Genomic DNA, 17754 nt, shown 5'->3' with positions numbered 1-17754 from the left:
TAAATCAATGTGTTACGGTGGGGTCCAGAACATCGTCGTTGGAGAAGGTCCATGGCTATCAAAAATATGGTTGTCGTACTGCTTATGTTGCCTGCGCTGGCACTGGCGGCGGAGGATGAAATCGCCACCGACCGGCCCGATTTCGTCGAGTCCAGCAACGTCGTCGGCAAGGGACGCTTCCAGATCGAAACCAGCCTCGCCGGCGATCGCAACAAGGCCGACGGCATCAAGGACAAAGCATACGCGACACCGACCCTGTTGCGCTACGGCGTCAGCGAAGATTGGGAGGTGCGGCTGGAAACGGCCGGCCGCATTCGCGCCACGTCGACCGATACCGCCAGCGGCGCCCGCTTCACCGAAAGCGGCTACGGCGACGTCTCGCTCGGCGTCAAATGGCACGCCGCCGACGAGCAGGGTGCGCGGCCATCGATCGGCCTGCTGGCCCATGTGGACCTGGACACCGGCTCGGCGCCTTTCCGCGCGCAAGGCAAGGGCGCTTCATTGCGGATGGTGGCCGAATGGGAGCTCGCCAATGACTTTTCGCTGGGCGTGATGCCCGGCATCGCATCGCAGGTCAACGACGACGGCGACCGCTACACCGGTGGCATCCTTGGCGTCGTGATCGGCAAGGGGTGGACCGATGAGTTCCGCAGCTTTGTCGAGTATTCGTCCGAGCAGATCGCCCATGTGCGCGATGGCGGAACGTCGAGCAGCCTCAACGCCGGCGTGGCCTACCTGTTGACCAAGACTGTGCAACTCGATACGGCGCTGTCGCGCGGCCTCAATAGCAGGACGCCGGACTGGGGCTGGACCGTCGGCCTTTCCATGAAGTTTTAAGCAGGAGTTCCCATGCGGTTGACGATCAGGCAGCGCTTGCTGTTATCGAATGTGGTCACGCTGGCGTTTGTCAGCCTGGTTGGCGTAGTCGGTTACGTGGCGGTACAGGTGCTCGACGGGGCGATCCACGCCATCAGCACCAACAGCGCGGCGATGAAGGATCAGTTGCAGGCCGATATGATGCACGACGCGCTGCGCGCCGATGTGCTGGCCGCGCGCATTGCCGCCGAGAAGAACGATCCGGCCGAGGTCAAGGGCGTGCGCGAGGACCTGGCCGAGCATATGGCGCTGTTCCGCAGCGGCATAAAGGACATGGAGGCGGCCGACATCGATGACCAGGTGCGGGCCGCCATCGCCACGGTGCGGCCGGACGTCGAGCGCTACCTGAAAAACACCGAGGAAATGGTCGAGCTGTCGCTGACCAACAAGGACGCGGCGCAGGCCAAGTTCGCCGGCTTCATGGACAGCTTCCGCGTGCTGGAAAAAAGCATGTCGACGCTGAGCGATCTGATCGAGAAGAATTCGGAGTCGGCCAAGCTGGTCGGCGACAGCGCCGTAGCCAACTCGCGCTACCAGATCATCGGCTTCTCGCTGCTGGCGGTGGTGGTGGCGGTGGTGATCGGCCAACTGATCACCCGCTCCATCATGCAGCCGCTGAACGAGGCGGTCGGGTTCGCGGAGAACGTGTCGAAGGGGGATTTGTCCGGCCGCATGACGCTCGACGCGGCCGATATCTCGGAAACCGGCCTGCTCAAGCGGGCGCTGGCCAATATGAACGCCAGCCTGCACACGATTGTCAGCCAGGTGCGCAGCGGCACCGACGCCATCGCCCTGGCGTCGAGCGAAATCGCCTCCGGCAATATGGACCTGTCGTCGCGCACCGAGTCGCAGGCCAGCTCGCTTGAGGAGACGGCCTCGTCGATGGAGGAGTTGACGTCGGCGGTGAAGCAAAATTCCAGCAACGCGGGGCAGGCCAACGACCTGGCGTCGTCGGCGGCCCAGGTCGCCAGTAAGGGCGGCGCGGTCATGACGCAGGTGGTCGAGACGATGGGCGCGATCAACGCCTCGTCGCAAAAGATCGTCGACATCATCGGCGTGATCGAGGGGATCGCGTTCCAGACCAATATCCTGGCGTTGAACGCGGCCGTGGAAGCGGCGCGCGCGGGCGAGCAGGGCCGTGGCTTCGCGGTGGTCGCCTCCGAGGTGCGCAACCTGGCGCACAGGTCCGATTCTGCCGCCAAGGAGATCAAGCAGTTGATCGACGCGTCGGTCGCGCAGGTGGGGGCGGGCAGCGTGCTGGTCGGCCAGGCCGGCGGCACGATGGACGAGATCGTCACCGGCATCAGCCGCGTCAACACCATCGTCGGCGAGATCGCCACTGCCAGCCGCGAGCAGGAACTGGGGATCGAGCAGATCAACCAAGCGATCGGCAGCATCGACAGCACCACGCAGCAAAACGCCGCGCTGGTGGAGCAGGCCGCAGCGGCGGCCGGCGCCTTGCAGGCGCAGGCCGACCAGCTGGCAGAGGCGGTGAAAGTCTTCCGACTCTCCCGCTAAAGAGTGTTCCGACGGTCGCGCTAACAATTGTTCCGCCCGTCGCGCTAACAATTGCTCCGGCCTTCTCGCTAAAATTGTTCCGGCCGTCGCGCTAACAATTTACCGGGGTAACACGTAGGGCGGATTAGGCGGCACGCCGTAATCGGCCAGCCTAGCGGCCCGACCGGCGCAGCCGCAGAGCGCCGATGAGCCCCATTCCGGCCAACAGTAGCGTCATCGATCCAGGCTCAGGCACCGGCGACGCGCTCTGGAAGCTCAGGTCGTCCATCACATACGACCCTTGAAAGCCGCTGGAAACGACGATTTTGTCGACGGCGCCATCCCAGCCGGCGGCCAGGTAGGCCGGCGCGTCCGACAGTTGCAGCACTGCCGAACTCGCGACCAGCTGATTTCCGACATATAAGTCAAAGCGCACGTTGCTGTCGCTGAAACCCGAGAACCAGGCGCCGTTGAACACGGTTGGCGCCAGGAAGCGGATGGTGCTGGCGACCGGCCCGCCGTCGATCCAATCGGTGGTCACCCTGCCGTTGCCGGAATGCGGCGTGAAGGGCGCCTGCTCGCCGGTGAACACCGACAGGCCGGCGGCCGACCAGTCCAGTCCACCGTAGTTGTCTGGCACGTGGGCGTAACCGTCGGGACCGACGATGTCGTCGAAGTCGAGCACGGCGGCCGAGGCCCAGGCTGTGCACAGCGCCATGGCGGCGCCGAGGGCGAGTTTGCGGATGATGGAATGCATGAATGTCCTGTCGCAGTGAAGTAGATCAGTAAATTGAAAAAAGCGGCAGCCGGCCACGCCGGTTGCCCGCCTGTGCTTAAGCCTGGCCCAAAGCCGGGTCGCTGACCGTGTGCCGGCCGGTCTCGACGCGGCCGGCGAAGCGCCGCAGGTAGTCCGGCTGGCCCGACACCGTGGCGCTGAAGTCATACCAACAACCGTTGCCTGTCACCGGAATGCGCAACACCAGTTCGCTGCGCGGCGCGACCGTGTGGAGCTGCCTGAGCGGCGCGTAAGCGTTCGCGTTCAGGTTGAACGTGCAAACGCTGGCGCCGGTGTTGACAAGGCGGACCACCAGCTCCGCCGTGGTGGCGTCGCAGCGCACCTGCACGTCCGGGCGCGGCTGGCCCGCCGCGACGGCGCGCAGCGCGCTGCCGGTGAAGTGGCGGTGGTAGCCGTTCGGCCCCAGCACCCACAGGTCATAGGCGCCCCCGACCGCCGGCGTCCAGGCATCCGACAGCGATTTGCCCGGCTCGACGGTGTAACGGCGCGGCACGGCGGCCAGGTCCTTGCGGTCGTACACATGGAACACGGCGGCCTGGCGGCCGGTATTGACGAAGCCCAGGGCGACCCGCGCGGCGTTCATCGTGGCGCCGGGCTGCACCTCGCAGGTAGTCGCCAGCTCGTAGGGCAGCGCGCGCGACGGCCGGGTGCCGGCGGCTTGCACCGGCATGCTCGGCGCGGCGGGCGGCCGGATCTGCGACAGCCGCTGCTGCGCGGCGCGCAGGGCGTCGGCCTGGTTTTTGTTCTTTTTCCCGGCGAGCTGCGGCAGCGCCTCGGAGTTGGGCGTGGCAAAGTTGAAGGCGCTCGTCAAATCGCCGCAGACGGCGCGGCGGAACGGGCTGATGTTCGGCTCCTGCACGCCGAAACGGGCTTCCAGGAAGCGCAGCACCGACGTGTGGTCGAACACCTGGGAGTTGACCCAGCCGCCACGGCTCCAGGGCGAAATCACAAACAGCGGCACCCTTGGACCGGGGCCGTAGACGCGGCCATCCGGGGCCGGTTGCCCCCCACTGCCGGCCGGCTTCGGATAGGTGTGGTACTCGGGTGACAGCTGGGCTTGCGACAGCGTGGTCTTGCCGGCGTAGCCGCCCTTGCCGTCGGGCGAAGGCGCGGACGGCGAGGGCGCATGGTCGAAATAGCCGTCGTTCTCGTCGTAGGTGACGATCAGCACGGTCTTGCTCCAGACCTCGGGATTGGCCGTCAAGGCGTCCAGGACCTCCTGCACGAACCACGCGCCCTGCACCGGGCTGGACGGGCCGGGATGCTCGCAGTAAATCGACGGCGCGTTCACCCACGAGACCTGCGGCAGCTTGCCTTCGCGGATGTCGCGCTTGAACGCATCCAGGTACTGCTCGGGCTGGGTGCCAGGCAGGGTGTTGGCGACGCCTTTGTACAGCGGGTTGTTGGCGTTGTCGGTCGCCGCATCATAGGCGTGATAAGGCAGGGCCTGGCCGGTGTTGGTGTAGGGCCGGCCGGGCGAGCCGCCGCTGGAGACGGGATAGCCCGACGCGATGTTGGCGCGCCTGAATTGCCGGAACGCGCCCAGCATATTGTCGCCCCATTCATCCGGCATGTTCTGGTAGCTCATCCAGCGCACGCCGGCGGTTTCGAGGCGTTCCGCGTAGGTGGTCCAGGTGTATCCGGTGTTGACGCCGCCGGGCAGGCCATCGATGGCATCCCACTCGTTGCTGACGAAGGCGGTGCCGGTCGGCACCGCGCCATTGGTGCCGGTCAGGAAGAACGAGCGGTTCGCATCGGTACCCGTGTGCATCGCGCAGTGGTAGGCGTCGCACAAGGTGAACGCATTGGCCAGCGCGAACTGGAACGGCAGCTCGGCTTCCTTGAAAAAGCCCATCGAAATCGGATTCTTGTAGCGCGGCCACTGGTCCATGCGGCCGTTGTCCCAGGCCAGCTGGCTGTCGAGCCAGTCATGCGGCGTACCGCTGGCGCGCTGCGCATTGCCGGTGCTGCCATCCAGGTGGAAGGGCGATATCACGGTGCCGTTCCCCGTGCGCTGCTGCCATACGTTGCGGCCCTCCGGCAACGGGATGGGGAAACGGTCCCCGAAGCCGCGCACGCCGGCGAGCGTGCCGAAATAATGGTCGAACGCGCGGTTCTCCTGCATCAGGATCACCACATGCTCGACGTCCCGGATGGTGCCGGTCGCATTGTTGGCCGGGATGGCGAGCGCGCGCTGTATCGACGGCGGAAAGGCTGCGTAAGCGCCGGCAGCGATACCCGCGCGGGCGCTGTTGAGGAGGAAGCTGCGTCGTGAGGTCATAGAATTCGTGTGAGGACGTTGGGGGATACGCGCCGGGGGATGCGCGTGGTTTGTTGTCTTCGTGTTACCGTTTTGCTGTGCGGCCCCGCTACTTTAGGTCGCAAGTGTTACGGCTGAATGACAGGCGATGTCCCGAATTCACTTACTGCTGGTACCGTTTCCATATAAACTTGGCATTCTGCTCATTTTGCCAAGGTAACTGGAACCGATGAACACCACTTCCTCCCGTCTGGATGTGATCGACGCGCTGCGCGGCTTCGCCATCGTCTCGATTATGCTGCTCCACAACATCGAGCATTTCGACTTCTATTTTTCCCCCGGCGGGCTGCCAGAGTGGCTGAAGCTGATCGACAAAATGATCTGGGATAGCATGTTCTTCCTGTTCGGCGGAAAGTCCTATGCCATCTTTGCCCTCCTGTTCGGCATAACCTTTTATATCCAGTGGCATAGCCGCGAGCAGCGCGGCGAGGATTTCCGGCCCCGGTTCGCGTGGCGCCTGGCATTGCTGCTGGCATTCGGCCTGTTCAACTCCATGTTCTACCAGGGCGACATTCTGAGTATCTACGCCGTGCTGGGACTGGCGCTGATCCCCGTCGCGCGTCTTCGCAGCGGAACGGTGCTGGCCATCGCCGTGATATTGCTGCTGCAACCCTATGCATGGCTGGAGTTTTTCCAGGCATTGCCAAATCCTGATGAGAAACTGGCCGATCCGGCATCGTGGGCTTATTTCGGCCGCACGTCGAAATATATGGCGAACGGTTCCATGTTCGATGTGTGGTGGGGAAACCTGACCAACGGCAAAGAGGCGGCTTTGCGGTGGAGCTGGGAGAATGGTCGTATATTCCAGATACCCGCGTTGTTCATGCTCGGTATGCTGGCCGGCAGAAAAGGCGTATTCAAAACCTCGCCCGAAAATAAAGCATTCTGGTTGCGGACCCTGGTTATATCAGCGCTGGTTTTTATTCCGTTCTACCTGCTTAAATCTTATCCAGAGTCATGGATTACGGGCCAGGCGATTCAGCGGCCGTTGCTTGTGATCGTCACGTCGTGGTCGAATGTGGCCTTTATGCTGGTATTGGTATCCGGTTTTGCGCTGCTGTTTTATTCCTGGCGCTGGCTGGCGTTCTTCTCGCCATTGGGGAAAATGAGCATGACCAGTTATATCGTGCAATCGATCGTCGGCACGTGGATTTATTATGGCTTTGGTCTGGGTATGTACCAATATACCGGCGCTAGTTATGCCTTGGCGATTGGGATAGTGCTGGCCCTGCTGCAGCGCCAGTTCAGCGTATGGTGGCTGAAGAACCATCAGCAGGGACCATTCGAAACCTTGTGGCACAGGGCCACTTGGGTCGGCGTTCCCCGGTAGGGCGTGCCAACTATTGGCGCGAATATACCAAAATCGAGCTTGTGACGGATGGAAGCCGCGTGCCTGCGGTCTTCCTTATTCGGTTGCCGATTCGTCATCGGGATCGATCCAGAGGATGCGGCCATGGCCGGCTTCGTTAAGGCGGGTGATGAATGAAGCGGCGGCGGTGTCCGCCATGCTGAATTCAAACCTGACGTCATCGGCGTGGAATACATTATCGAGGCTGGCCCCCGCCATTTCAATTTCGCGCCGTATCATTCCTTCCATCGCATACGGCACCGTACAGATTAAATGGCGCAGCTTGATAATGGCGATTTTCTCGGCGCTTAATAAAGCCTGTGCCACGCTGTCGGTATAAGCGCGCACCAGTCCACCCGCGCCCAGCTTTACGCCGCCGAAATAACGCACGACGGTGGCCAATACCCCCTCCAGATCCTGGTGTCTTAAAACATCGAGCATAGGCCGTCCGGCCGTTCCGCTGGGTTCACCATCGTCGACCGCCGCCGATTGGCCGCCCGCTAATAATGCCCAGCAAACGTGCGCGGCCTGCGGATGTTGCGCCCATAACTCCGCCACCACTTTTTGTGCGGCGGCCCGATCCGTCATTGGCTGCACGCAGGCAATAAAGCGGCTTTTTTTAATCAGCAATTCATGCTGGACGGGGGCGATAATGGTTTGAGGCATTGCGGTGATTTCAGGGCTGGCTTTGCGTCGGAACCGCGTATGGTGCCAGATATCATTGGGAAATACAAAAAACGGGCGCAGGAGCGGCACGATATAATCTGGCGGTATCGATCCAACATAGACGCACTCGCCAAGGCAGCACCATGACAGACATTGCAGATCAAGAAAACGACGACGACCTGATGCGCCAGCTCGGCCTGACGGCCAAGGGGTTTTTGTTGTCCCGGATGGAAGGGCGGGTGTTTTTACGCCTGACCGGCATTGTCGAGTATAACGGCACACATTACCCCTACGATCTGGTGCCGGCGCAAGGCGTGCTGGCCAAGCCGTCCAAGTGGCGCAAGATGGATGGCGACGCAAGGTCGGCGCTGCTGTGCGAGCGCGCGAGCGACGCCGTCGTCGCCGAACTGCATGGGTATGTTGGCGAATTCGTCCGCGAGATGGCCGATGCCTGCGACGATTGCGACCTCGACCCGCAACCTTTCCTGCAAGCCCTGGCCGACATGCAGATCTCCGAGCCGGCCGGCACGGTGTTCGACCGCATCCGACAGCGGCTGGAGCACGCCGTCGAGCGCGAAATGGAGGAGCAGCATGCCGAGCGCACCCGGCAAAGCATCAATCTGGCCGAATATCCGGCGTCGTTCGACGTCGCCCGCCGCATTAAACGCAAGTTCATCGCGCTGCTGGGTCCGACTAATTCCGGCAAGACGCACCAGGCCATCGAGGCGCTGGCCAAGGCGCCGAGCGGCGTGTATCTGGCGCCGTTGCGTCTGCTGGCGCTGGAGAACTATGAGCGCCTGCAGGGCATGGAGCAGCATGGCAGGCCGCTGGCCGTCAGCCTGGTCACCGGCGAGGAGCGGCGCCTGGTCGCCGGCGCCACCCACGTCGCCAGCACGGTCGAGATGCTCGATACCCGCACGCCGGTCGATGTGGCCGTGATTGACGAGATCCAGATGCTGGCCGACCGCGATCGCGGCTCGGCCTGGACCGCCGCCGTCTGCGGCGCCCCGGCGCACACCGTCTACCTGGTCGGGGCGCCGGAAGCGCGCCGCGCCATCGAGGTGCTGGCCGCGCGGCTCGAATGCGAGCTGGAAGTGCATGTGTTGAAGCGCAAGGGGCCGCTGTCGATGGAGCCGTCGGCCGTGCGCAAGCTGACCAATCTGCGGCGCGGCGACGCCGTCATTTGCTTTTCGCGCCGGGAGGTGTTGATGTGGCGCGACATGGTGACCGAGGTCGGCCTGTCGGTGGCCACCGTCTACGGCAACTTGTCGCCGGAGGTGCGGCGCGCGCAGGCCCAGCGCTTCCGCGAGGGCGCGGCCGACGTGGTGGTCGGCACGGACGCCATCGCCATGGGGCTGAATATGCCAATTGCGCGCATCGTGATGACTACGTCCGTTAAATACAATGGATATGAAGAGGAAGAGATTCCTGCGGCGCTGGCCCGGCAGATCGCCGGCCGGGCCGGGCGCTTCGGCGTGCACGAGGAGGGCCTGGTGGCAGGCTACGACAACGAGACGCACAACGTGATGCGTTCGCTGTTGCAGGAAAAGCCGGTGCCGCTGAAAACCACCGGCTTTGCCGTGGCGCCAACGTTGGAACATTTACACCGGATTTCATCGGTGACCAACGAGCATGGACTGGCCAAGCTGCTCAAACGCTTCGTGCATAACATCGATGTGCCGGATGGTTTCTTCTATCCGCGCATCACCGAGGACCAGTTCGAGCGCGCCGCCTGGCTCGATACCTTGCAACTGACGGTGGCGGAGAAGTTCGCGCTGTCCTTGGTGCCGATCTCGTCCAAGGTACATACCTTGCAGCACGCGTGGGAAGGCTGGGCCACCGCGCTGGCGCACAAGAAGATCACGCGCCTCAAGCCGGAGCAGAATCCGCTGCATTTCATGAACTTGCAGGAGGTGGAGGACGCCTGCCGGCTGTATTCGGCCTACGCCTGGCTGGCCTATCGCCAGCCGGAGTATTTCCCGGACACGGAGCTGGCGCAAAAGCTGTCGCGCGAAGCGTCGGAGCGCGTCGATTCGATTTTGCAGGATCAGAACTCGGCCGCCCGCAAGCGTCAGCCGAAGAAATTCCGGCGCTGATCAATCGCCCGGCTGCGGCGCGCCGTGCAGCTTGAAGCGGCAGGATAATTTGAACGGCCGGGTCACGCCTTTGGGGTCGGACACCATCGGCACGGTAAAGGATTGTTCGTCGAGCAGCTCCAGGGTCCAGGTGGTGGCGCCGAAGAAGTCGAAGTGGATGATGTTGGGTTCGACCAGTTCGAGTCCGGTGAAGGCGCCGGTCGAGTACATCGCGCTCAGCCGCGCGGCGTCGACGATGTCGAGCTTGGGATCGAGCAGGTAGATGCGCAACGTGTCTTCGTGGATGATGTCGTCGGTCAGGAAGATCAGGAAGTGGCCCTTCCAGCAAACGGCCGCTTCCAGCACCGCCCCTTCGACGATTTTTTCCGTGGTTTCGCCATAGAGTATGAGTTCGCTGCGCGGCAGGCCGTCGCCGGTCTGCCGGGGGCGGATCGAGAGGTCGTCTGTCGAAAACAGTTTCATGATGGTCTACCAGATTGAGCTGACACCAAAGGCCGCCAGTGCGCCCCCGATGAAAGCACCCACTGTAACGCACACCGGCGCGCCCGGCCCGCATGCCAGGCCGGCCAGCGCGCCGCCGGCCATGCCGCCCGCGATGCCGGCGCCGTTGATGGCGATTTCCTTGCCGGTCGCCGCCGCCTTGTTGGTCGAGGTCGTCACGTTGTAGATCGACAACCCCAGCGACACGAAGATCACGCCGCGCCCCACGTACGACAAGCGTGACATCGTTTGCGTGACCGCCGGATTGGACTTGCCGGCCGAGCTGACGATGGACGCGTAGACGATGTTGCGCTGTGAGGCGGTCAGCCGGGCGAAGGTCGCGCCGGGGCCGTACATGCGGGTGGTCTGGCGGGCCACCAACTCGTTGAGCGTGTAGCCCTGCGCCTTGATGCGCTGCGCCACCGCGCGGCCCACCGACGTGCTGCGCGAACGGATGATGGTCATGACGGTGTTGCGGGTTTCCTGCGCTTGCGCCGCCGCCTGGGCCCAGGTGATCCTGCCGGTGAACGCTTCGGTGCGGAGCCGGTCCGCCATGTGCTTGATCTCGCGCGCGTAGGCGATGCGGGCGGAGGCGTCGATGGTCAAATGGGCGCCGGCGTTGGCGAGCTGCGCCTCGAGCGATCGGATCGTCTGCTCGAAGAGTTCCTGGTTCTCATCTTTTGTCGCTGTCGCCATGTCGCTCATCCCTGTCTAGTTATGGTGAAAAATTACGATGAAAAATAAAGAGGAATTCACAGGTTAGAGATATCCGGGCCGGACGAATTGTGGCCGCGCAAGCGACTGCGCAAAGTGTTGCGCGACTAGCGACATGACGTCCCGTTATTGCTGCATGTCAATAAGTTTTTTCGCAGCAATGCGATGATCGACAGCCTGTGCGGTTCGACCATCGCCATCACGGCTGGGGTCGCATGGGTTGTCACGGATGCCACGATGGATAAACTGCTGCCGTATGTCGAACGCGAACTGGGCCTGCTGCGGCAGGCCGGCGCCGAGTTTGCCGGGCGCTATCCCAAGCTTGCCGGCAGTCTCGGCACCAAAGCAGAGGGCGGCGCCGATCCGCATGTCGACCGCCTGATCCAGGGTTCTGCCGTCCTCAATGCCCGCGTGGGCAAGCTGCTCGACGACGGCTATGCCGGCTTCACCGAAGCGCTGCTCGGCATGCTGTATCCGCACTACCTGCGGCCGATGCCGTCGTGTTCGATCGCGCACATCGACCATGGCGGCGCCAGGGCCGGCGAGATCTCCGGCGTCACGATGGTGCCAATTATTGTGCCGCGCGGCACCCCGATGACGGCGCTGGGACAGGCGAAGGTGGCGTGCCGCTTCCGCACGGTCTACGACGTCGCGGTCGCGCCGGTGGCGATCGGCGCCGCATGGTTCGAGCCGCACATCGAGGCGCCGCCGGGGCTGCCGCTACCGGCGAACGCCGGCGCGGCCATTTGCATCACGCTGGAAAGTGTCGGCTGCGCCCTCGGCCCGGCGTTGAACGGGCTGTCGAGGTTGAGAGTGTTCATCGATGGCGAACCGTCGCTGCGCGCCGCCTTGCGCGACACCTTGTTCATGCGGGCCGCCGGCGCCTGCGTGGAGGCGGACGGGCAGTGGAGCGTGTTGTCCGGGTCGCCCATAACGCCGGTCGGCTTTGCCGATGACGAGGCGCTGTTGCCGGCCGCAGCCTCCGAGCACGGCGGCTACCGGCTGCTCGGCGAGTATTTCGCCTTTCCTGAAAAATTCGATTTTTTCGACATCGACCTCGACGCCGTGCTGGCCGACGTGCCAGCCGGTTGCGGCCGTTTGACGCTGCGGCTGGCGCTGGCCGGCTGCCGGCCCGACATGCCCGCCGCGCGCATCCTGCGCGCGCTGGTGGCGGATAATCTGGTGCTCGGCTGCACGCCCATCGTCAATCTGTACACGCAGCCGGTCACGCCGATTCGCGTCACGCACGCGCTCAGCAGCTATCCGCTGATGCCCGACCAGATGCCCGGCAGCGGCAGCGAGATCTACAGCATCGACTCGGTGCATTTGGTGCGGCCATCGGCGAACGGCGACAGTGTGACCGAGTTCTTTCCATACTATTCGCTGCGCCATGGCGGCGCGGCCAGCCGCAAGGGCCGCTACTGGCTGGCCAGCCGCGACGAGGCGCTGGCCGCCGGCGCGGGCCACGATTTTTCGCTGACCCTGGTCGACCACGATTTTTCTCCGTTGCGCAACGAGCAGGCCACGGCGTCGGTGCGCGTCACCTGCACCAACCGCGATTTGCCGCATCATATGGAATACGGACGGCCCCGGGGCGACCTGGCCACGGAGGCGGCCGTTGGCGGCTTTCCGATCCGCGTGCTGCGCCGGCCGACCACCTCGTACCGGCTGAGCGCGAACGGCAATGGCCAGTGGGGACTGATCAGCCATCTGGCGCTCAACCACCGCGCGCTGACGCACGAGGGATTGCCGGCGTTGACGGAGATGCTGCGGCTCTATGCGCGGCCGGACAACGCCGTCTCCCAGCGCCAGATCGACGGCATCGCCGGCCTGTCGCACCGGCCCGCCACCAAGCTGGTGCGGCAAGCGCAGGGCAGCGCGACGCTGCGCGGCACCGAGGTGACGGTCACCCTGGACGAGGAAGCGTTCGCCGGCACCGGACTGCATATGTTCGCGCAACTACTCGACCATCTGTTTGGTTTGCACGTCCATCTGAACAGCTACACCCAGCTGGTGATTGTCTCCAGTATCAATGGAAAGGAGTTGCTGCGATGTCTGCCCCGCAACGGCGCGTTGAGCTTGGCCTGATCGGCGAGCTGCTGGCCGAACCCCACCGCTTCGAGTTCTTCCAGGCGGTGCGGCTGATCGCGCTCGCGCAGCAACAGGAGGGCGGCGCCGGCTTGAGCGACGTGCGCTTCCGCAACCGGCTGTCGCTGGGCTTCCCGCCCAGCCAGATCGACAGCGTCAGCAGCGACGACAAGCGCATCCGCATCACGCCCGCGTTCATGGGATTGCTGGGCAGCCAGGGCAGCTTGCCGCTGCATTATTCGGAGCGCATCAACCGCCATGAGAAAGGCAACAGCGACGGCGGCCCGAGGGCGTTTCTCGACATGTTCTCGCATCGCGCGCTGGACATGTTTTACGCGGCCTGGGCCAGGCACCGGCCGGAGTGCATGGCCACGCCGGAAGGGGACGACGCGTTCATGGGCATGCTGACGTTGCTGTCGGGCGCGCATTGCGCTCCGGACGACGACAGCATCGAGCGTGAGACGATGGCGTTCTATGCCATGCAGATACGCGGCCGGGCGGTCTCCGCGCCGCTGATGGCCGGCATGTACGCGGAGTACTTCGACGTGCCGTTCGCGGTGGAGCAACTGGTGGGGGAGTGGCAGGACTTGCCCGCCGGCGACCAGGCGCGCTTGGGCATGGCGAATGTCGATCTTGGCGGCGGTGTATTGCTGGGCCAACGACTCTATCGTTGCGACGCCCGCGTGCGGCTGCGCATTGGTCCATTGGACCGAGATGGTTACGACCGCTTCCTGCCCGGGAACAGCGGCGCGGTGCGGCTGGCCGCGCTGCTGGCGCTGCAGTGCGGCGTGGACATGTGCTACGAAGTGCATCTGATCCAGCGCGCACAGGATGTGCGCGGGTTCAGCCTGGACGAGGCCAACGGCGCGCGGCTGGGCGTGGATACCTGCCTCTACAGCCAACCACCCGGACAGGACCGCGAGGATTTGATGTATTTGCTGCGTACCTGAAGATCGCCGACACAAAATAAAGTCTGTTTTGACCTATACAAATATTACGCCTATTTGCCTTTTTTATACTATAGTTGGACCATCAACGATTCGATTAGAGATTTTCATGGTTACCTGCTATCTGCGCTACGTGATTGATGCACACAAGCTCAAGGAATTCGAGCACTACGGGAAAATCTGGATACCGCTGGTTGAAAGATTTGGCGGCCAGCACCATGGATATTTTCTGCCGTCAGAAGGCGCCAACAACGTGGCGCTGGCGATGTTCACCTTTCCATCGCTTGCCGCATATGAAGAATATCGGACCAAGTCGCAGGATGACGCCGAATGCCAAGCCGCCTTCAAATATGCAGAGGAAACCCGCTGCATCATCAGCTATGAGCGCAGCTTCTTCCGACCTGTCTTCCAGTAATATGGAATCCCCTGGCGCCGGTCACCGCTGCCGCATGCCGACTGTGGTTGATATGCAACTTAATTACTTTGTGGAACTTGTGGAAATGCGATAGACTCGTCCGATTGACGCCGGAGCCCGATTCCTGCCCGCGTCCTTCCCCTGGCCCCGATCGTGCCGGACACTCGTAGCCATGCCTTCCCCGCACGTGGTGAGGCAGAGACCGACATGAAACCAGTGGCCCGCATCATCCAGAGTTTTAATTTCAAGATAACCATGCTGGTCACGGCGATGGTGATGCTGGCCGCGCTCGGCGCTGGCGGCGTGTCCCTGCTGGTCGCTGAAACCGAAATGCGCGAGGGTGTCGCCAGACAGCAACTGTCACTGCTGAGCAGCGCGGCCGGCCACATCGACAACGATCTCAAGGGAAAAAAGCTGTTGCTGTTTTCGCTGATGGAGGAAATGCGCGAGCATGGCACGGCGCCGGGACAGGTTCAGCGCTTGCTCGAGTCGCGCGAGAGCCTGCGCGGCGAGTTCTTTAACGTGACCGCCTTCGACGTTCAGGGCAATCTCATCGCCAGCCTGAACAGCCGCAATGCGCGCCGCATCAACGTCGCCGGACGGCAGTATTTCAAGGATACGCTGGCTGCGCGCGAGGGCGTGGTCTCGGCGCCGTTCGTCAGCGCGCTATCGGGCAAGCCGGTGATCGCCCTCACCCAGCCGGTCGAGGACGAACAGGGCAACGTCATCATGGTGCTGCTCGGCGCGATCGACCTGCTGCGCCCGTCTTTCTCCGACTATCTCGACTCGCTGCACCGCAGCCAGGGCTATCTGTTCATCGTTGGCGCCGACGGCACCATCATCCATCATCCCGACAAGGCCCGCGTGCTGACCCACCTGGACCCGGACGGCGCGCTCGGCCAGGCCGTGCTGCACCGTCCGGAGGGCTGGCGCGACGACGTGCTCGACGACGATACACCGGTGCTGGTGGCGCACACGCTGCTGCGCAAGGTCGATTGGACCATCGCCGCCGTCTATCCGATCCGCAACGCCTTCGCGCCGATGGCGGCGGTGCGCGGGCGGGCGCTGGCGGCGGCGTCGATGATCACGGCACTGGCCGCGTTCTTCGGATGGGTCCTGACCAAGGCCTTGATGCAACCACTGGCGCACTTGCGCAAACAAGTCGAGTCGATCAATTCCGGCATCGCCTATATCGACGTGTTCGCCAGCGAGCGGCACGACGAGTTCGGCACGTTGAGCCGCGCACTGCACCTGCTGTCCCGCCAGCGGCAGGAGGCGCAGGACGCGATGCAGCGCTTGGCCAGCACCGACCCGCTTACCGGTGCCAACAACCGGCGCATGTTCGACCAGTTGCTGCCGGCGGCGATCGCGCGCGCCGGGCGCGCCGATTGCTATGTGGGCCTGGCCTTCCTGGATATCGATAAATTCAAGCAGATCAACGACACCTACGGCCACGGTGTCGGCGACGCCGTCTTGGTCGAGTTTGCCCGCCGGCTGAACGACGCGGTGCGCGGCGGCGACACCGTGGCGCGGCTGGCCGGCGACGAGTTCGTCATCGTGTTCGAGCAGCTCGGCTCCGTGGCGGAGGGCGCGCCGCTCGGCGACAAGATCGTCGAGGCGATGGCCGCGCCCTTCCATTTCGGCGCGATCGGCGGCCCGGGCCTGCGCGTGACCGCCAGCGTCGGCATCGCCATCAGCAACGACCCGAGCGCTACGCCTGAGGGCTTGATGCACGCGGCCGACCAGGCGCTGTACGGCGTCAAAAGCGCCGGGCGCAACGGTTACGCCATCAATGTCCACCACGACGCGCGCGTGTTGGCGCTGCGCCGCACGGGCTAGGCCAGTCGCGGGCACGGTTGCGGTATGATGGTTTTTCCTATCATCCAGCCGCAGGACGACCATGCCTACCCCGATCACCATCGCCAAGAACGACTCCATCTCCTTGGACTTGCTGTCCAACCTGGTCAACCGCCACGGCTGCATCACCGGCGCCACCGGCACCGGCAAGACCGTGACCTTGCAGAAGATCGCGCAGTCGCTGTCCGAGATCGGCGTGCCGGTCTTTATGGCCGACGTCAAGGGCGACTTGTCCGGCATCGCCAAGGCCGGCGCGCTGAGCGAGAAGATGGGCGCCCGCCTCGCCGCGCTCAAGCTGGAGACGCCGCAGTGGGCCGGCTGCCCGGTCACCTTCTGGGACGTGTTCGGCGAAAAGGGCCATCCGGTGCGCGCGACCGTGTCCGACCTGGGCCCGCTGCTGCTGGCGCGGATGCTTAACCTGAACGATACGCAGGAGGGCGTGCTGCAACTGGTGTTCCGCATCGCCGACGACAACGGTTTGCTGCTGCTCGACAGCAAGGATTTGCGCGCCATGCTGCAGCACGTCGGCGACAACGCGGCCGACTTCAAGACCAGTTACGGCAACATCAGCGCGGCCAGCATCGGCGCCATCCAGCGCGGCCTGATCGCCATCGAGGAGCAGGGCGGCGACCAGTTCTTCGGCGAGCCGATGCTTAACATCGACGACCTGCTGCAGACCGACGCGCGCGGCAAAGGCGTGATCAACATCCTCAGCGCCGACAAGCTGATGAACGCGCCGCGCCTGTACGCGGTGTTTCTGCTGTGGATGCTGTCCGAGCTGTTTGAGAACCTGCCCGAGGTGGGCGACCTCGACAAGCCGAAGCTGGTGTTCTTCTTCGACGAGGCGCATCTGCTGTTCACCGACGCGCCCAAGGCCCTGCTGCAAAAAATAGAGCAGGTGGTGCGCCTGATCCGTTCCAAGGGCGTGGGCGTGTTCTTCGTCACGCAAAATCCGATCGATATCCCGGACACGGTGCTGGGCCAGCTCGGCAACCGCGTCCAGCACGCGCTGCGGGCCTATACGCCGCGCGACCAGAAGGCGGTCAAGGCCGCCGCCGAGACGTTCCGCCCCAATCCTGCGCTGGATGTCTCACAGGTGATCACCGAACTGGGCGTGGGCGAGGCGCTGGTGTCCTTCCTCGACGAGAAGGGCGCGCCGCGCATGGTGGAGCGCGTCTTCATCCTGCCGCCGGCCAGCCAGCTCGGCCCGCTCGACGCGGCCGAGCGCAAGGCGGCCATCGACGGTTCCATCGTCGCGGGCGTCTATGAAAAGACGATCGACCGCGAATCGGCCTATGAGAAGCTGAACGGCCGCGTGGCCGCCGGCGCCCGCTCGGCGCAGGATGCTCCCGACGCGGCCGCGCGCGGGGCATCGCCTGGACAGCAACCACAACAACAGCCCCCGGAAGCGGCCGGCGGCGGCGCGATGTTCGGTGACGTGCTGGGCGGCTTGTTCGGCCAGAGCGGCAAGCGCGACACGGCGGTGCAGGCGATGGTCAAGTCGGCCGTGCGCAGCATCGGTTCCCAGGTCGGGCGCGAAATTATTCGCGGCGTGCTCGGCTCGATCATGAAGAAACGTTAATTCCCTAACGCAACTGAGCAATGCGCGCGCCACCGATATGCCAGCCTCAGCTATGATAGCGACCGGTCTACA

At 63.9% G+C, this 17754-nt stretch carries 13 protein-coding genes and 2 pseudogenes; 10 read left to right on the top strand and 5 right to left on the bottom strand.

Going from position 1 to position 17754, the window contains the following annotated elements; genetic code table 11:
• Window positions 1-51 precede the first annotated feature (51 nt).
• The 3 genes and pseudogenes from NHH88_24820 to NHH88_24810 all read left to right on the top strand — a co-directional run bounded on the left by NHH88_24820 (window position 52) and on the right by NHH88_24810 (window position 2394).
• The gene (locus NHH88_24820; protein ID USX12872.1) at window positions 52-837 is read left to right on the top strand and encodes a transporter; all 786 of its coding nucleotides are present in this window, start codon (window positions 52-54) and stop codon (window positions 835-837) included.
• Window positions 838-849: 12 nt separating this feature from the next.
• Window positions 850-1335: pseudogene (locus NHH88_24815) on the top strand (MCP four helix bundle domain-containing protein).
• A 282-nt stretch (window positions 1336-1617) separates the two neighbouring features.
• Window positions 1618-2394 (top strand): annotated as a pseudogene (locus tag NHH88_24810) (methyl-accepting chemotaxis protein).
• A gap of 151 nt (window positions 2395-2545) precedes the next feature.
• Here the strand turns inward: NHH88_24810 and NHH88_24805 are convergent.
• Entirely contained in the window at window positions 2546-3130 is a 585-nt protein-coding gene (locus tag NHH88_24805; GenBank protein ID USX12871.1) for a PEP-CTERM sorting domain-containing protein, read from the bottom strand.
• 76 nt (window positions 3131-3206) lie between these two features.
• A complete protein-coding gene (locus NHH88_24800) occupies window positions 3207-5450 on the bottom strand; it encodes a phospholipase C, phosphocholine-specific (protein ID USX12870.1) in 2244 nt (747 codons plus the stop codon).
• A gap of 208 nt (window positions 5451-5658) precedes the next feature.
• Between NHH88_24800 and NHH88_24795 the strand changes: the two genes are divergently transcribed.
• A complete protein-coding gene (locus tag NHH88_24795) occupies window positions 5659-6819 on the top strand; it encodes a DUF418 domain-containing protein (protein USX12869.1) in 1161 nt (386 codons plus the stop codon).
• A gap of 75 nt (window positions 6820-6894) precedes the next feature.
• On the opposite strand, the gene NHH88_24790 is transcribed toward NHH88_24795, so the two are convergent.
• Window positions 6895-7503: an IMPACT family protein gene (locus tag NHH88_24790; GenBank protein ID USX17424.1), complete on the bottom strand. Its 609-nt coding sequence runs from the start codon at window positions 7501-7503 to the stop codon at window positions 6895-6897.
• Window positions 7504-7646: 143 nt separating this feature from the next.
• Here NHH88_24790 and NHH88_24785 point away from each other — a divergent pair, with 143 nt between their 5' ends.
• Window positions 7647-9599, top strand: a complete 1953-nt coding sequence (locus tag NHH88_24785; protein ID USX12868.1) for an RNA helicase — start codon at window positions 7647-7649, stop codon at window positions 9597-9599.
• Here the strand turns inward: NHH88_24785 and NHH88_24780 are convergent, their stop codons facing one another.
• Window positions 9600-10061, bottom strand: a complete 462-nt coding sequence (locus NHH88_24780) for a hypothetical protein (protein ID USX12867.1) — start codon at window positions 10059-10061, stop codon at window positions 9600-9602.
• Window positions 10062-10067: 6 nt separating this feature from the next.
• Complete coding sequence (locus NHH88_24775; protein ID USX12866.1) at window positions 10068-10775, bottom strand: hypothetical protein; 708 nt, start codon at window positions 10773-10775, stop codon at window positions 10068-10070.
• A 183-nt stretch (window positions 10776-10958) separates the two neighbouring features.
• Here NHH88_24775 and tssF point away from each other — a divergent pair, with 183 nt between their 5' ends.
• The 5 genes from tssF to NHH88_24750 all read left to right on the top strand — a co-directional run bounded on the left by tssF (window position 10959) and on the right by NHH88_24750 (window position 17682).
• Window positions 10959-12881 carry a type VI secretion system baseplate subunit TssF gene (tssF, locus tag NHH88_24770; protein USX12865.1) on the top strand — a complete coding sequence of 641 codons (1923 nt, stop codon included), beginning with the start codon at window positions 10959-10961 and terminating at the stop codon, window positions 12879-12881.
• Entirely contained in the window at window positions 12845-13831 is a 987-nt protein-coding gene (gene tssG, locus NHH88_24765) for a type VI secretion system baseplate subunit TssG (protein USX12864.1), read from the top strand. Before tssF ends, tssG begins: the two co-directional genes overlap by 37 nt.
• Window positions 13832-13937: 106 nt before the next feature.
• Complete coding sequence (locus tag NHH88_24760) at window positions 13938-14243, top strand: NIPSNAP family protein (protein USX12863.1); 306 nt, start codon at window positions 13938-13940, stop codon at window positions 14241-14243.
• A gap of 207 nt (window positions 14244-14450) precedes the next feature.
• Window positions 14451-16082, top strand: coding sequence for a diguanylate cyclase (locus tag NHH88_24755; GenBank protein ID USX12862.1), 1632 nt, complete (start codon window positions 14451-14453; stop codon window positions 16080-16082).
• 61 nt (window positions 16083-16143) lie between these two features.
• Window positions 16144-17682, top strand: coding sequence for a DUF853 domain-containing protein (locus NHH88_24750; protein ID USX12861.1), 1539 nt, complete (start codon window positions 16144-16146; stop codon window positions 17680-17682).
• Window positions 17683-17754 lie beyond the last annotated feature (72 nt).

The sequence above is a fragment of the Oxalobacteraceae bacterium OTU3CAMAD1 genome (assembly GCA_024123915.1).
Taxonomy (GTDB): domain Bacteria; phylum Pseudomonadota; class Gammaproteobacteria; order Burkholderiales; family Burkholderiaceae_D; genus Rugamonas.
Note: the sequence above shows the minus strand (reverse complement) of the source record. Positions and strands in the feature narration are given on the sequence as shown.

What these genes read in the sequence shown, in the direction of transcription:
- NHH88_24820 (USX12872.1), top strand. Translation starts at nt 52, where the DNA reads ATGGCTATCAAAAATATGGTTGTCGTACTGCTTATGTTGCCTGCGCTG.
- NHH88_24805 (USX12871.1), bottom strand. Translation starts at nt 3,130, where the DNA reads ATGCATTCCATCATCCGCAAACTCGCCCTCGGCGCCGCCATGGCGCTG.
- NHH88_24800 (USX12870.1), bottom strand. Translation starts at nt 5,450, where the DNA reads ATGACCTCACGACGCAGCTTCCTCCTCAACAGCGCCCGCGCGGGTATC.
- NHH88_24795 (USX12869.1), top strand. Translation starts at nt 5,659, where the DNA reads ATGAACACCACTTCCTCCCGTCTGGATGTGATCGACGCGCTGCGCGGC.
- NHH88_24790 (USX17424.1), bottom strand. Translation starts at nt 7,503, where the DNA reads ATGCCTCAAACCATTATCGCCCCCGTCCAGCATGAATTGCTGATTAAA.
- NHH88_24785 (USX12868.1), top strand. Translation starts at nt 7,647, where the DNA reads ATGACAGACATTGCAGATCAAGAAAACGACGACGACCTGATGCGCCAG.
- NHH88_24780 (USX12867.1), bottom strand. Translation starts at nt 10,061, where the DNA reads ATGAAACTGTTTTCGACAGACGACCTCTCGATCCGCCCCCGGCAGACC.
- NHH88_24775 (USX12866.1), bottom strand. Translation starts at nt 10,775, where the DNA reads ATGGCGACAGCGACAAAAGATGAGAACCAGGAACTCTTCGAGCAGACG.
- tssF (USX12865.1), top strand. Translation starts at nt 10,959, where the DNA reads ATGATCGACAGCCTGTGCGGTTCGACCATCGCCATCACGGCTGGGGTC.
- tssG (USX12864.1), top strand. Translation starts at nt 12,845, where the DNA reads ATGTCTGCCCCGCAACGGCGCGTTGAGCTTGGCCTGATCGGCGAGCTG.
- NHH88_24760 (USX12863.1), top strand. Translation starts at nt 13,938, where the DNA reads ATGGTTACCTGCTATCTGCGCTACGTGATTGATGCACACAAGCTCAAG.
- NHH88_24755 (USX12862.1), top strand. Translation starts at nt 14,451, where the DNA reads ATGAAACCAGTGGCCCGCATCATCCAGAGTTTTAATTTCAAGATAACC.
- NHH88_24750 (USX12861.1), top strand. Translation starts at nt 16,144, where the DNA reads ATGCCTACCCCGATCACCATCGCCAAGAACGACTCCATCTCCTTGGAC.